Below are 14,282 nucleotides of genomic sequence, written 5' to 3' on the forward strand. Positions count from 1 at the left end.
AAAAAGTTGAACGTCTGGAATCTTCACTTTGTGCGAACGCACATATTGCTAGTAATTGAGGTTGCTTCGAAAGAAACAATGTTCATTTAGACAATTTTAAAATTATGGAAAAAAATGCTTTGATCTCAGCATACACTGCTGGTGAGAATTTGTTTGAAAGTTTTATTATCAAAAATTTAAATTCATTCGAAGAGCTGATAGATATTTATCAGACTTACAAGAACAATAATCCCCAAAAAACCATCATAGTCACACTAGATGATTTAGGTCAGGCAGAATATACCAGCACACATGCAGTGAATTCTAATGATCTCGAGGATACAGAAGGATATGATTTGTCTGGTCTTGACGCCGCTTGTTTTGAAAACGGGGAACATTTAAGTTATCTTTCTACGCCGGAAGAATTTTTTATAATTAAAAAGAATTTCTTAAAACAGACAGAAGGTGTCGATTTTGCGGAAGCTTGCGATAAAGGTCTGACGGTTGATGATCAAGAAATGGAGATCCTAAAAAGGATTAATCAATCGCCTTTTGAGTTTTTAGATAAAGAAATTATTCTTAAAATTATTCCTGTAACGCGATCCTGCGAGGGAATTTGTGGTTTTCCTAACGGTTATTTTCACAGTGATTTAGATCCTTTTGAAAATTACGCCTTGGCAAAACATTTGTTTGAAAAATACGGTTACGAACTCTTTGGTATTGGTGCTTCCTTTTTAGGATTTATCAGAAATGAAAATCTAGAACCAATTGCAGTTCAAGATTTGAGTGCCGACTTAGCTCAATTATACGATGCAGCCGAAAACACCTTTGATCCATTAGTAGCGCTGGTACAAAGCACAAACCACTTGTTCTTAAAATACACCGAATCCTTAGTGGGTTAGCAGCAAAAAGTATCTGGTTTTATCAATAAAAAATCCGCTTCAAGGAAAGTCTTGAAGCGGATTTCTATTCAATTACCGTTTCGCTGATTGTATCGTTAGTGGTAAGCTGTACAGTACTCGCACGGCTTCACCTTTTACTTTTCCAGGAGTCCATTTTGGGCAAATGTTCATTACGCGTATTGCCTCTTCACCAGTGCCATAACCAATATCACGAACGCTCTTTACTTCGTTAACACTACCGTCTTTTTCAATTATAAAAGTGATGTAAACTCTTCCTTTTAAATTGGGTTGATCCGGAGTTTTGTAATTCTGACCTACGAATTTGTAAAATTCCATCATACCGCCAGGAAAGTCTGGTTTTTCGCTGATTTCTGCGGTATTATAAATGTCGTTTTCTCCTTTTTTCACGATTTTTTTCTCCGCGCTAAATGGATCTATTTCTATGGTCTCAGGAGCGCCTTTGCTTATTTTGGCCAACAATTCCTCGTTGGTTGGGAGTTTTTCTTCTTTTGAAATTATCGAAGGAATCGCCTTTTTTTCAGCAGGAGTTAAGTCGTCGTACTTTTTTTCGGTGGCAATTTTTCCCTTTTCATCTTTTACCTTAAAAGTCGTTTTTTTGTAATAGTTTTGAAACAAACCTGCTGATTTATTAGTTTGCGCATTTTGTTTAGTAGCGGTTTGCTGCGCTACAACCTTGGTGCATAATGAAAATAGTAGCGCTGTTATCGCAGGCAAGAGCAATGCTTGCTTGGTAATAGCTTTTCTTTTGGATGTGGTTTTAGTCATCATAAGTAATCGTTTTTTAGTTATTAAATAGTTCAAATTACTGGCCAAGTAAAAAGTTGGGTTCGCGTTTGCTTTTGAGAGCAACAAAGATTGGTAAAACGGAACATTGTTATAAGAGCGCACTACTTTCTCATCGGCGAGAAATTCGTGGTTGAGTTGAATGGCTTTTTTGTAAAAAATAAAAACGGGGTTGAACCAAAATACGGTTTTCAATACTTCGATAAACAAAATGTCCAAAGTGTGTTTTTGAGTCACATGCGTAAGCTCGTGCGTGTACAATTCGGCTTCAACTTCACGGTTATTGTATTCCGTTTCGTTGATGAAAATGGTATTCAAGAACGTATGCGGTAGCGTTTTTTCGGTAACCAAGACCAATTGGGCATTCTGATATGCAATGGGAGTATTGGATTTCATTTTTTGTGAAATCTGCACCACATTACGCATAAATCTAAACCCCAAAACAAGAGTGACCAACCCATACAAACCCCAAAGCGCTATTGCTAAGTAGTTTGTCTCTTCTACTACAACGGCGGTAACTGGTAAGATTTGTATATTTCCGGTTGTAACAGTAGGTTGCGCAATTTCCTGAACAACTTCAATAGTTATAAACGGAATCACCATCGAAAAAACCAAAGCAAACAACAAGTAAAACCTATTGAAACGATGCATTTTTTCCTTTTCTAACAGCAAGTGATACACTCCTAAAAGCACCACAAGGCTGAGGGTCGATTTGATTAGAAAGTCGGTCATTTTTTCTTTTTTAGAATTTCACTGTCAATTATTTTCTTGAGTTCTTCCAGTTCCGTTTGCGACAAATTGGTTTCTTTGGTAAAGAAAGAAGCAAATTGTGATGCCGAATTGTTGAAAAAATTACTAATCAATCCGTTAACGTGTTTCGAGAAATAGTCGGTTTTTTTGACCAAAGGATAATATTCTCTTGAGTTTCCAAATTCGCGGTAGGCTACAAATTGCTTGTCAATCATGCGTTTGAGCAAAGTGGCAACTGTTGTGGTAGCGGGTTTTGGCTCTGGATAGGCTTCGAGTAAATCTTTCATGAAGGCTTTTTCGAGTTGCCAAAGGTGTTCCATGAGTTGTTCTTCTGAGTTTGTTAATTGCATCGTATCTTAATTTTGTGGTATGTCTGATTGTAATTCTCCCTTATCGTAAGTTCTAATGGTGGTTAATTTTCCATTTTCGTCATAATACAGCCATTTGCCGCTGTAGTACCAATGTGCATATTTTTCGGTTATGTCAATTTTGGATATTCCTTTTGATTGTATTTGACCGTTTTGATGATAGATAATGGTTTTGCAAATTGCGCCTTTGTATTTTTCACGTTTTATAATTTTACCATCAAGGTAATAGCGCCATTTTTTTACAGGATCACCTTTGCGATAGGTACCAATTGATTTGTATTTGGCGCTGTCTTGCGCATAATGCTCTACCCAACGGCCTTCGCGCAACTTGTTTTTGGTTTGGTTGGTTTTGCAACTTACAACAGCAAGTGCAACAACTAGTAAAATATAAATATGTCGCATGGCCTAGAGTTTTGTTCTACAAATTAAAACATTACTCTACAAATGTAGAGTATAAAATGAAATAAACAAGTTTTTAGAGAAAAAATAATTATAGGTTAGTTAATTTACTTGTAATGAGTTAATATTGTTTACGGTGGAAGGTTAGTCACGCATTCGGAGATTTTTTATTGGGTTGGTTGTTGTTTAAAAATAACCGCAAATTCGCAGATTTTCTTGATTGGATGGATTAGAAAATCACCGAGGGTTTGCGTTAAGGATGGAAGTGGAAATCCTTTTTAGACACCTTTTTTGGCGGCTAAAAAGATTGAGAACGTACAGCCTGACCTTGTTGCTTGACTAATGGTGTTTTTCAAGAAGGATTTTGTGCAACAAGGGAACGCCCAAAAAAAAATCCGCCCTATGGAGAGCGGATTTATATTATTATTTACGTCACTTCGAGTAGCGCAGCGTATCGAGAAGTTTGTTCTGATTCTGTTCACAAAAAAAACTCGAACTGACGGAATCGATAACTATTATTTTGACAATTCTACAAAATACTTGTAAAACAACGGTATGGTTTCGATTCCTTTGAGGTAATTGAAGATCCCGAAGTGTTCGTTTGGCGAGTGAATGGCATCGCTGTCGAGACCAAATCCCATGAGGATGGTTTTTGATTTCAGTTCTTTTTCGAATAAAGCTACAATGGGAATACTGCCTCCGGAACGCACGGGAATGGCTGGTAAACCAAAGGTTTCGGTATAGGCCATGTTTGCGGCTTTGTAGCCAATGCTGTCTATTGGGGTTACGTAACCTTGCCCGCCGTGATGCGGTTTTACCAAAACGGTTACGCCTGCAGGGGCAATGCTGTTGAAATGTTTGGTGAATAATTCCGTGATTTCTTCCCAGTCTTGATTAGGGACTAAACGCATTGAGATTTTGGCGTATGCTTTACTGGCAATTACCGTTTTGGCTCCTTCGCCGGTGTAGCCGCCCCAGATTCCGTTTACGTCTAGCGTTGGTCGGATGGAGTTTCTTTCGTTGGTTACATAGCCTTTTTCGCCGTACACATCGTTAAGTTGCAAGGCGTTTTTGTATTTTTCTAAGCTAAAGGGCGCTTTTGCCATTTCGGCTCTTTCTTCAAGAGATAATTCTTCCACATTGTCATAAAAACCTGGAATGGTGATGTGGTTGTTCTCATCGTGAAGTGAAGCAATCATTTTAGCCAACACGTTGATTGGGTTTGCTACGGCACCACCGTACAAGCCAGAATGCAAGTCGCGGTTAGGACCTGTAACTTCCACTTCTACATAACTCAAGCCGCGCAAACCTGTTGTGATAGACGGTTGCTGGTTAGAGATCATTCCCGTATCAGAAATTAAGATGACGTCATTTTTAAGTTTTTCTTGGTTGCGTTCTACAAACCAGCTCAAACTTTTGGAACCAATTTCTTCTTCGCCTTCAATCATGAACTTTACGTTGCAAGGCAAAGTGTTTGATTGTACCATGTATTCCAGCGCTTTTACGTGCATGTACATCTGGCCTTTGTCATCACAGGCTCCACGCGCAAAAATGGCACCTTCGGGATGAATGTCGGTTTTTTTAATTACGGGTTCAAATGGGGGAGACGTCCACAACTCCATTGGGTCTGGCGGTTGTACATCATAGTGACCATAGACTAAAACGGTAGGTAAATTAGGGTCGATGATTTTCTCGCCATATACGATTGGGTATCCTGGTGTGTCGCAAATTTCGACAAAATCACAGCCGGCTTTCTCTAAACTGGCTTTCACGGCATCGGCAGTTTCAAAAACATCGTGCGAATAGGCGGTATCAGCGCTTACGGACGGAATTTTTAATAATTCGATTAACTCATTGATAAAGCGTTCTTTGTGTTCTTGAACGTATGCTTTTATGTTTTCCATTAGTTGAATGTTGTTTATATTTTCAAAAGTACAAAAAAGAGTATGAATATTTTTTGTCAAAATTGTTTTGAATATTCGAAGTTAAGTGTATCTTTGCACCCACAATTGCACGCGGATATGGTGAAATTGGTAGACATGCCAGACTTAGGATCTGGTGCCGCAAGGCGTGTAGGTTCGAGTCCTATTATCCGCACGAAAAGCCCAAACGAAAGTTTGGGCTTTTTTTATGCTTTTGATTCTATTTTATTCAATCCAATAAAAAAAGCTTCTCGTTTGAGAAGCTTTTTTAGTATAATTATTTTATTTTCCTTCAACCCACTCATTAATTTTTTGTTCCAATAAAGCGAGCGGCATTACACCTGACTCTAATACTTTTTCATGGAATTTTTTAATGTCAAATTTACTGCCCATTTTAGTTTCGGCTTTTTTACGGAGCTCCATTATTTTTAACTGTCCAATTTTATACGACAAAGCTTGACCTGGAATAGCCATGTAGCGCTCTATTTCTGGAATAATACTCGCTTCACTTTCGGCTTCGTTGGCTAAGGAATATTTAATGGCTTGTTCTCTCGTCCAGCCTTTTGAATGTAAACCAGTATCAACTACCAAACGTACCGCACGGTGCATTTCGTTGCCCAACATTCCAAAATATTGATAAGGATCTTGGTATAATCCTAGCTCTTTACCTAAACTTTCAGTGTACAAAGCCCAGCCTTCGCCATAAGCGCCAAACCAATTGAATTTTCTAAAATCAGGGAGACTTTGATTTTCTTGCTGTAATGAAATTTGAAAGTGATGTCCCGGAATGGCTTCGTGCAAAAACAAATCTTCGTCTCCGTACATGTTGTATTCTTTTACATTCGGAATCGGAACATAAAAAATCCCCGGACGCGTTCCATCAGCCGTACCTTGATTGTACTCGGCACTAGCGGTTTGCTCTCTAAAAGCTTCGGTACGTCTTACCTCGAATTTAGTTTTTGGCTGCAAAGCAAATAGCTTGTCAACATTAGGTTTAATGCGGGTGTAAATACTGTTAAAGTTAGCAATGACCTCTTCTGGTTGGGTATAAGGTTTCAACTCTTTCTTGTTACGTACTTCTTCAAAAAACTCAATCAAAGTCCCTTTGAAACCTACTTGAGCTTTTACTTTTTCCATTTCAGCAGTCAGTCGCGCTACTTCTTTCAATCCCAGCTCATGAATTTCCTCAGGAGTTTTATTGGTAGTCGTCCATTGTTTTACGTAAGCGGCGTATAGTTTTTTTCCAAAAGGTAAACTGCCAATTCCGCTTGTGGCTCTTGATGCTGGCAAGTATTCTTTGTTCAGAAAATCAGCCATTTTCTTGTACTGCGGAATCAATTTAGTGTTGATTGTAGCGGTGTATTTTGCCGTTAAGTCTTTCTTGATGCTTTCAGGAAACGATGCTGGCATTAATTTTATCGACGAATAAAATAAATTGTCTTCGATATTTGGAGTTTCCATCTCAGCAAATTGCGGAATCAATTTTACCGTCAATGCTTTTGGTAAAACCACTCCTTTGTCTAATCCTTTTTTCATGTAGACCATTGCCGAATCAATCCAAACGGCATATTTGTCCATTCTTTTCAAAAAGTTGGTATAATCTTGTTCTGTTTTAAAAGGCTGTGCACCAGTTCCACCTGCAAATTGCCCCATAGTCAAGTGTGTTCCCCAAAATTGATGTACCGGAATTAAATTAGTTGGCTGTTCTAACACTTCTTTTCCAACTTCAATTTCCCATTTGATGATTTCGTAACTGTTTTTTTCTTCTTCAGATAAATCAGCTACGTCAACATTTTGCAACTCTGTTTGGTATTTGTCAAAAAAAGCAGCTTGCGTTTTTCTGTAACTATCCGTCATTTCAAATTGCAGCTGATCGTTGTACTGGTTTTGGCCACTCTGGGTTGCGCCCAATGGATCTAGGGCATTTTTATCGTCAAAATAGCTTTTGGTTAAGCTGGTAAAATCTTGCTTTTTATCTTCAGATTTACAGTTTACCAATAGCAAAGCAGTTGTTACTGTAAAAAGTAGAACGGTTATTTTTTTCATAATTTCGGTTTGTGATTTAAATAGCTAATGTATTGATTTTATTTCAATACTTAAATTATGAACGTAAAATCCTTTCTATTAAGTCCTAATTTACTAATCATAAAATTAAGTTAAGGCAAAGCGTCGATTGGTTTATGAAAAGGATTTGGGTTAAATTTACGTTACTAATTAACAAATTTAAATGAGAAAGAAATCTCTTTTTCTGATGCTGGTCATCGGAAATATGCTCACCATCCAAGCACAAGAAAAACAAGAAAATACAACTATGAATCCATTTTTTCAGGCTTATAACACGCCTTTCAATGTTCCGCCGTTTGACAAAATCAAGAACGAACATTTTAAACCTGCCATTTTAGAAGGTATCGCAAAACATCAAGCGGAAATTGATGCTATTGCAAATAATACGCAACCTGCTACTTTTGAGAATACCATTTTAGCAATGGAAAACGCAGGCGAATTGTTAGCCAATGTGAATACGGTTTTTTCTAATTTGAATTCTGCGAATACCAACAAGGAAATTCAAAATATCGCTAAAGAAACAGCACCCAATTTATCGGCACACCGCGATAACATTTATTTGAACGAAAAGTTATTTGCAAGAGTAAAGTCGCTTTGGAGCCAAAAAGAAAGTTTGGGTTTGAATTTAGAGCAAGCTAAAATTTTAGACAATGCCTATAAAGATTTTGTTAGAAGTGGCGCTAATTTGTCTCCGGCAGATAAAGAAACCTTGCGAAAAATCAACGGAACTTTGTCGCTTACGAGTTTAAAGTACGGACAAAATATCCTTTCTGAAACCAACGGTTATGAATTGGTTATTGCAGATAAAAAAGATTTAGCAGGTTTACCAAAAGGAATTGTTGATGCCGCTGCTGCAGATGCGAAAGCAAAAGGCAAAGAAGGTAAATGGGTTTTTACACTTTCTAATTCAAGTGTGATGCCGTTTTTGCAATACAGTTCAAATAGAGAATTGCGCAAACAGATTTGGAATGCTTACCAAACTAGAGCGAATCATGATGACGCAGCCGATAACAAAAAAAATGCGGTAGAATTGGCTAATTTAAGAGGTCAAAAAGCGCGATTGTTGGGTTATACTTCACACGCAACTTATGTGTTAGAAGAATCGATGGCTAAAAAACCTGAAAACGTAAACAAATTATTGAATGATTTGTGGAAACCAGCTATTGAAATGGCTAAAAATGAAGCGGCCGACATTCAAAAAATGATGGTGAAGGATGGTATTAAAGGTGCGGTTCAACCATACGACTGGCGTTATTACACCGAAAAAATTAGAAAAGAACGTTTTGATCTTGACGAAGAAGAATTGAAACCTTATTTCAGTTTGGATAATGTGCGCAAAGGTGTTTTTCAAGTAACCGAAAAGTTATATGGGATTCAGTTTAAAGCCTTAACAGATGTACCAAAATACCATGAAGATGTAACGGCTTGGGAAGTTTTAGAAAAGGACGGAAATCACTTAGGTGTTTTGTACATGGATTTTCACCCGCGTGAGTCGAAACGTGGTGGCGCTTGGATGACATCCTACCGCAGTCAAAAAACGGTTGATGGCAAGCGTGTTGCTCCTGTAGTTTCTATCGTTTGTAATTTTACAAAACCTACTGCTACCACTCCTGCGTTGTTAACTTTTGATGAAGTTTCTACCTTTTTTCATGAATTCGGTCATGCTTTACACGGTTTGTTGTCTAATGTAACGTACAGAAGTTTGGCAGGCACGAGCGTTCCAAGAGATTTTGTCGAACTTCCATCACAAATTATGGAGAATTGGGCAGCAGAGCCTGAGGTTTTGAAAATTTACGCTAAGCACTACAAAACGGGCGAAGTGATTCCAGAAACGCTAGTTAATAAATTGAAAAAAGCAGGAACTTTTGACCAAGGTTTTACTACGACTGAATATTTGGCAGCCTCTTTGTTGGATTTAGAATATCACTCGCAAACTAAAGACATTACAGTTGATGCCAACGCTTTCGAAAAAGCAGCCATGACAAAAATTGGTTTAATTCCATCGATTATTCCAAGATACCGCAGTACGTATTTTAGTCATATTTTTTCTGGTGGCTATTCCTCTGGTTATTACAGTTATATTTGGTCGGGAGTACTAGATACAGATGCTTTCGAAGCGTTTAAGTCGACTTCATTATTCAATCCAGAAAAAGCTAAATTATTCCGTACTCATGTACTTGAAAAAGGCGGAACTGAAGATCCGATGGTCTTATACAAACGTTTCCGTGGAGCTGAGCCTAGTATTGAACCACTTTTAAGAAAACGTGGTCTGGACAAAAAAACAGAGCCCGTTAAAAAAATAAGAGGATAGTTTAAAAACATCCTCCAAATAAAAAGCCCTCCAGAATTAATTTTGGAGGGCTTTGTATTTTTAAGAGCTTTAAAAAACTAAACGTTTTTCAAGTTGATGATTTCTTGTTCAGTAAGTAATCTCCAGTTTCCTCTTGGTAAATTCTTTTTAGTCAATCCAGCAAAAGCCACACGGTCAATACGTAATACATCATAATCAAAATGTTCGAAAATTGAACGAACTACTTTTACATTTGAAGAACGTAATTTCAATCCGATTTCACTTTTTGCTTCACCTTCAATGTAGCTTACTTCTTCAACAAAAACACGGTGACCATCTAGTGTTAATCCTTTTTGGATTTTTTCTAAATCTTCAAACTTTAAATTTTTATCTAAAGAAACCTGATAAATTTTAGATGATTTTTGACTTGGTAAGGTAAACTTACGAATCATATCAGTATCATTCGTAAACAACAACAAACCGGTTGTGTTTTTATCCATTCTTCCTACCGGACCAATTTTGGCGGTAGTTGAACCTTTTACTAACTCTAAAACATTACGAAATTCTTGTCCTTCGTCTAATGCTGTCGTAAAGTTTTTCGGTTTGTTCAACAAGATGTACACTTTTTTCTCTGGAGTCAAAGTAGCTCCATCAAAATTAACAACATCACCTGGTTTTACCATGTATCCCATTTCGGTTACAGGAATTCCGTTTACTTTTACCGTCCCAGATTGGATGTAAATATCTGCATCACGTCTAGAACAAGCTCCAGAGTTTGCAATGTATTTGTTCAAACGAATTTCGTCTTTAACTTTCGGTCTTTTAGGCGCTTGATTTGGTTTTTTCTCTACTTTTTCAGCAGCAATATCAGCAACTTTAGTGGTTACTTTTACTTTTTTAGGCCCTTGAGCGCGCTTCTGCATGGCAGGTTTTGGCTTATTTGAATTGGGTCTTGAGCTGTTTGCTCTTCCACCACTTTTCTTATTATTGCCTTCCTTGTTATTCATAATATTCCAATAATTTACTTCTTTAGTCCCATCTTTGCGACCTAGTGCGTGCAAAGATACTATTTATATACTTGACAATCAATAACCGATAATTATAAAAACGCTAAGTGGTTTGTTGCTATCGTTCTTGCTATTAGTAGGTTGTTTTTTTAGAAGCTGTTTCGCTGTGCTGAATTGTCGATATCCTGCTATCGGTTATATCTTTTAATTTTTGATAGAAAAAAATCCAATACAAACGAAGTTCGCCGAATTCCGCTGAAAGTAGAAGCTTAGTTAGGTAATTACGGTTATATCTATTTAGACAATTGGAAGTCTGCTTGCCTATTTAATTAACTTTTGAAATATTGAAACAAGAAAAAAACTAAATCGTCATTAATAGCTTTTTTCCATGCCACAAAACGGCAGGATTAATTAAGACAATACAGAATACGCCTGCAACAATCAAAAATTTCAAGACATTGTGCAAGGCCAAATAGTCTTTTTTTACTGCTGATTTCCATAAGTACAAAACAAAAAAGATGAGGACAATATAGCTACTGTAAAAGTATATCGCCATGTAGCCCACATCATAAACATCAACTAAAATGTAAACTGGCAGAATAGATAAAATTGTCAAAAAACTAATTACTTTTTTGGCCGCTTTTTCACCGTAAACTACAGGAATAGTAGGGTAGTCGTTGGCTAAATCTCCTTGTAGGTTTTCTAAATCTTTGATCATTTCGCGAACCAATAAAAGCAAAAACAAAAAGGAAGCATGCGCAAAAACAACTCCCAATTGTTGTTTGTAATTTTCGATATCTTCAAAAGGGATTCGTGTGTAAAAATATAGAAGGATAGCAAAAAACGGCATCACCGCCAAAACAGCTGCGGTTAAATTGCCAATAACGGTCTGTTTTTTTAGTTTGTGAGAGTACAACCAAATGAAAAAAATATAACCTGAAAAGAATAAAAAAACGCGCCACGAAACAAAAAGTGCCATCAAGGCTACAATAAAGTTTAGTGTAAAATAGACTTGTAATTTGGTTTTTTGACTGACCAATCGATCCAACATTGACTTGGTAGGTCTGTTGATTAAATCTTTTTGACTGTCGTAAAAATTATTGATGATGTAACCCGAAGCAATGGTTAAGGCTGAGGCAAAAACTAAAATAAAAAGATTGAAGTTTAGAATTATATCTAAAGATCTTTTCTCTGGTGCCAATATAAAAATCGCCGATAAGTATTGCGCAATTATGATAATGGGAATGTTATATCCTCGCACTACAGAGAACAAACTTGCAATTTTCATTATAAGAAGTTTGTTTGGTCTGCTTAACATTTTAATTTGGTTAAAGAGTATTGGAGTACGCGGTACAAATGAGTGTATTAAGAAACTCCCTGACGAATGGGTCAGGGAGTTTATATTTTTTAAAACTGATAAACTACTTCTAGTTTATAATCTTTAAGAGAAGCTTTAGCTTTTTCTAAATCTTCGGTAAAACCAAGAATGTAGCCACCTCCGCCTGATCCGCATAATTTTAAGTAGTAATCGTTGCTGTCAATACCTTGCTGCCAAATGCCGTGAAATTGCTCAGGAATCATTGGTTTAAAGTTATTCAAAACTACTTTTGAAAGTTTCTTTGTGTTCATGAAAAGTGATTTCATGTCTCCGCCAAGGAAATTTTCAACGCAAGCATCGGTGTATTTTACAAATTGATTTTTCAACATGGTTCTAAAACCTTTGTCTTTCAAGTTTTCCATAAAGATGTTTACCATCGGTGCGGTTTCGCCCACAATACCTGAATCTAATAAAAATACAGCGCCTTTGCCATCAAAACTTTGTGTTGGAATTCCGGTAGCTTCTATATTATCTTTCGAATTAATCAAAATCGGAATACTCAAGTAACTATTCAAAGGGTCTAAACCCGAACTTTTCCCGTGGAAAAAACTCTCCATTTGAGAAAAGATGTTTTTTAACTGCAATAATTTTTCACGAGTTAGATTCTCTAAAACTGTGATTTTATGATGAGCATATTTATCGTAAATAGCTGCAACTAAAGCGCCACTACTACCTACGCCATATCCTTGTGGAATGCTAGAGTCAAAATACATTCCCGTATTAACATCTTCTTTTAATAAGTCAAGGTCAAACGTAACCAAATCCGGCTGCTCTGTTTGCAAAGTTTCTAGATAACTTACAAATCGTTTTAAATGACCGTTTGATTTAATAGCCTCAGCAGATGGATTTTCGTCTCTTTTTAAAGCGCCGTTGTAAAAGTTATAAGGAATAGAAAGCCCTTTTGAGTCACGAATGATTCCGTATTCTCCAAAGAGTAATATTTTTGAATAAAATAATGGTCCTTTCATATGTATTTTTAAATTAACAATTTGGGGTTGGTAATTATATTGTATTTATTTTTATATTTCCAATTGATCGCCTCGATTATCTTCTTGGATTTTAATTTCAATTTGTTCTTGCTCTTCAGGTGATAATTCCGTCCAAACAGTTTGTTGTTGTTTTTCAAAAATGTTTCTAACTGCTACTAATAAAGATGCATCATTAGTTGCGAGTAACATTTTGATCAATTCTATTTTTTCTGATTGAATATCCATCACGTTCTTTTTAAGAATGTTTAAAGATACACAAAAAAAGATTAAACAAGCGCTGCTCCGTTTCCTATTTGATCACAAATGTACTGCCCATTTTGACAATAGCCAACTAATTCGTCTTTAATAAATTGCAAAACTTTTTCGCTAACGTTTTCGGGATACAAAACATGTACATTGGCACCAGCATCTAGCGTGAAACAAACAGGTATTTTGGTCTCATTTCTGAATTTCCAAATGGCATTAATGATTTGTAATGTGTTTGGTTTCATCAAGATAAAATACGGCATAGAAGTCATCATCATGGCGTGTAATGTCAAGGCTTCGCTTTCTACAATTTTTATAAACGCGTCTAAATCGCCACTTTCAAAAATAGTAATCAATGCATCTAAATTTTCATGCGCTTGTGCAAATCGCCTTTCGGCAAAAGGATGGTTGTGCATCAAGTCATGACCAACGGTGCTCGAGACTTGTTTTTCGCCTTTGTCAACCAGTAAAATGGTATCTTGGAAATTCTTAAAATTAGGATGGATCGCATGCGGAAATTCCACGCCAAATAAGTCTGAACTTCCAGGAATGTTGGCTTGGTTGCCCCAAACCACGACTTGTCCTTTAACACTTCGGCAAGCACTTCCTGAACCCAAACGGGCAAGTAAAGACGCTTTTTGATAAAAATAATCTTCAGACATGGCTGGGTTTAACCCTTTTTCTAAACTCATCAAGTTCATGGCCAAAGCTGCCATTCCTGATGCGGATGATGCAATTCCGGAACTGTGCGGGAACGTATTTTCGGTATCAATTGTAAAATGATAATCTTTTAAAAACGGCAAATAGATTTCTATTCGCTCCAAAAATTTTTGAATTTTCGGTTTGAAATCTTCTTTAGACTGCCCTTCAAAAAGCAAATCAAAAGAGAAAGAACCGTCGTTTTCTTTTTTGGCGAAAGCCAATTTGGTAATCGTTTTGCAATTATTTAACGTAAAACTCACCGATGGATTAGCTGGAATTTGATTTTCTTTTTTTCCCCAGTATTTTACAAGTGCAATATTACTGGGTGCGCTCCATTGAAAATTACCGCTTTCAACAGTATTGGAATATGATGATGGAATAAAATCGTTTGCTGCAATCATAAAATCAAAAATTTACGCAAAGATACTTTTTTTTCGCCATCACTGATTCGTAGTTTTTTGAAATCGTCACCCTTTTTTGAG

General features: G+C 36.7%; 12 protein-coding genes and 1 tRNA gene. 3 read left to right on the forward strand and 10 right to left on the reverse strand.

Features of this window, described 5'->3' with window-relative positions; all coding sequences use genetic code 11:
* Positions 1 to 104: 104 nt before the first annotated feature.
* Positions 105 to 881 carry a hypothetical protein gene (locus tag ACXX8U_RS00565; protein ID WP_458564157.1) on the forward strand — a complete coding sequence of 259 codons (777 nt, stop codon included), beginning with the start codon at positions 105 to 107 and terminating at the stop codon, positions 879 to 881.
* Between the two features lie 72 nt (positions 882 to 953).
* Here the strand turns inward: ACXX8U_RS00565 and ACXX8U_RS00570 are convergent, their stop codons facing one another.
* The 4 genes from ACXX8U_RS00570 to ACXX8U_RS00585 form a co-directional block, all read right to left on the reverse strand.
* Entirely contained in the window at positions 954 to 2,417 is a 1,464-nt protein-coding gene (locus tag ACXX8U_RS00570) for a M56 family metallopeptidase (protein ID WP_458564158.1), read from the reverse strand.
* Positions 2,414 to 2,785 (reverse strand): BlaI/MecI/CopY family transcriptional regulator, encoded by a 372-nt coding sequence (locus tag ACXX8U_RS00575; RefSeq protein ID WP_306259881.1) that lies wholly within the window; start codon positions 2,783 to 2,785, stop codon positions 2,414 to 2,416. Before ACXX8U_RS00575 ends, ACXX8U_RS00570 begins: the two co-directional genes overlap by 4 nt.
* A gap of 6 nt (positions 2,786 to 2,791) precedes the next feature.
* Positions 2,792 to 3,205 (reverse strand): toxin-antitoxin system YwqK family antitoxin, encoded by a 414-nt coding sequence (locus ACXX8U_RS00580; protein ID WP_458564159.1) that lies wholly within the window; start codon positions 3,203 to 3,205, stop codon positions 2,792 to 2,794.
* A gap of 512 nt (positions 3,206 to 3,717) precedes the next feature.
* Positions 3,718 to 5,106, reverse strand: a complete 1,389-nt coding sequence (locus ACXX8U_RS00585) for a dipeptidase (RefSeq protein ID WP_458564160.1) — start codon at positions 5,104 to 5,106, stop codon at positions 3,718 to 3,720.
* Between the two features lie 111 nt (positions 5,107 to 5,217).
* Here ACXX8U_RS00585 and ACXX8U_RS00590 point away from each other — a divergent pair.
* Positions 5,218 to 5,299, forward strand: a tRNA-Leu gene (locus tag ACXX8U_RS00590).
* Positions 5,300 to 5,406: 107 nt separating this feature from the next.
* On the opposite strand, the gene ACXX8U_RS00595 is transcribed toward ACXX8U_RS00590, so the two are convergent.
* Positions 5,407 to 7,170, reverse strand: a complete 1,764-nt coding sequence (locus ACXX8U_RS00595; protein WP_458564161.1) for a DUF885 domain-containing protein — start codon at positions 7,168 to 7,170, stop codon at positions 5,407 to 5,409.
* Between the two features lie 181 nt (positions 7,171 to 7,351).
* Here ACXX8U_RS00595 and ACXX8U_RS00600 point away from each other — a divergent pair, with 181 nt between their 5' ends.
* Positions 7,352 to 9,499, forward strand: coding sequence for a M3 family metallopeptidase (locus tag ACXX8U_RS00600; RefSeq protein ID WP_458564162.1), 2,148 nt, complete (start codon positions 7,352 to 7,354; stop codon positions 9,497 to 9,499).
* A gap of 77 nt (positions 9,500 to 9,576) precedes the next feature.
* Here ACXX8U_RS00600 and ACXX8U_RS00605 read toward each other — a convergent pair whose 3' ends face one another.
* The 5 genes from ACXX8U_RS00605 to ACXX8U_RS00625 form a co-directional block, all read right to left on the reverse strand.
* The gene (locus tag ACXX8U_RS00605; RefSeq protein WP_458566377.1) at positions 9,577 to 10,485 is read right to left on the reverse strand and encodes a pseudouridine synthase; all 909 of its coding nucleotides are present in this window, start codon (positions 10,483 to 10,485) and stop codon (positions 9,577 to 9,579) included.
* A gap of 361 nt (positions 10,486 to 10,846) precedes the next feature.
* Complete coding sequence (locus ACXX8U_RS00610; RefSeq protein ID WP_458564163.1) at positions 10,847 to 11,803, reverse strand: geranylgeranylglycerol-phosphate geranylgeranyltransferase; 957 nt, start codon at positions 11,801 to 11,803, stop codon at positions 10,847 to 10,849.
* Positions 11,804 to 11,892: 89 nt separating this feature from the next.
* Positions 11,893 to 12,831 (reverse strand): mevalonate kinase family protein, encoded by a 939-nt coding sequence (locus ACXX8U_RS00615; RefSeq protein ID WP_458564164.1) that lies wholly within the window; start codon positions 12,829 to 12,831, stop codon positions 11,893 to 11,895.
* A 51-nt stretch (positions 12,832 to 12,882) separates the two neighbouring features.
* Positions 12,883 to 13,077 carry a hypothetical protein gene (locus tag ACXX8U_RS00620; protein WP_458564165.1) on the reverse strand — a complete coding sequence of 65 codons (195 nt, stop codon included), beginning with the start codon at positions 13,075 to 13,077 and terminating at the stop codon, positions 12,883 to 12,885.
* A 41-nt stretch (positions 13,078 to 13,118) separates the two neighbouring features.
* A complete protein-coding gene (locus ACXX8U_RS00625; RefSeq protein WP_458564166.1) occupies positions 13,119 to 14,201 on the reverse strand; it encodes a diphosphomevalonate decarboxylase in 1,083 nt (360 codons plus the stop codon).
* Positions 14,202 to 14,282: the final 81 nt, after the last annotated feature.

Source organism: Flavobacterium sp. GNP001 (genome assembly GCF_054343775.1).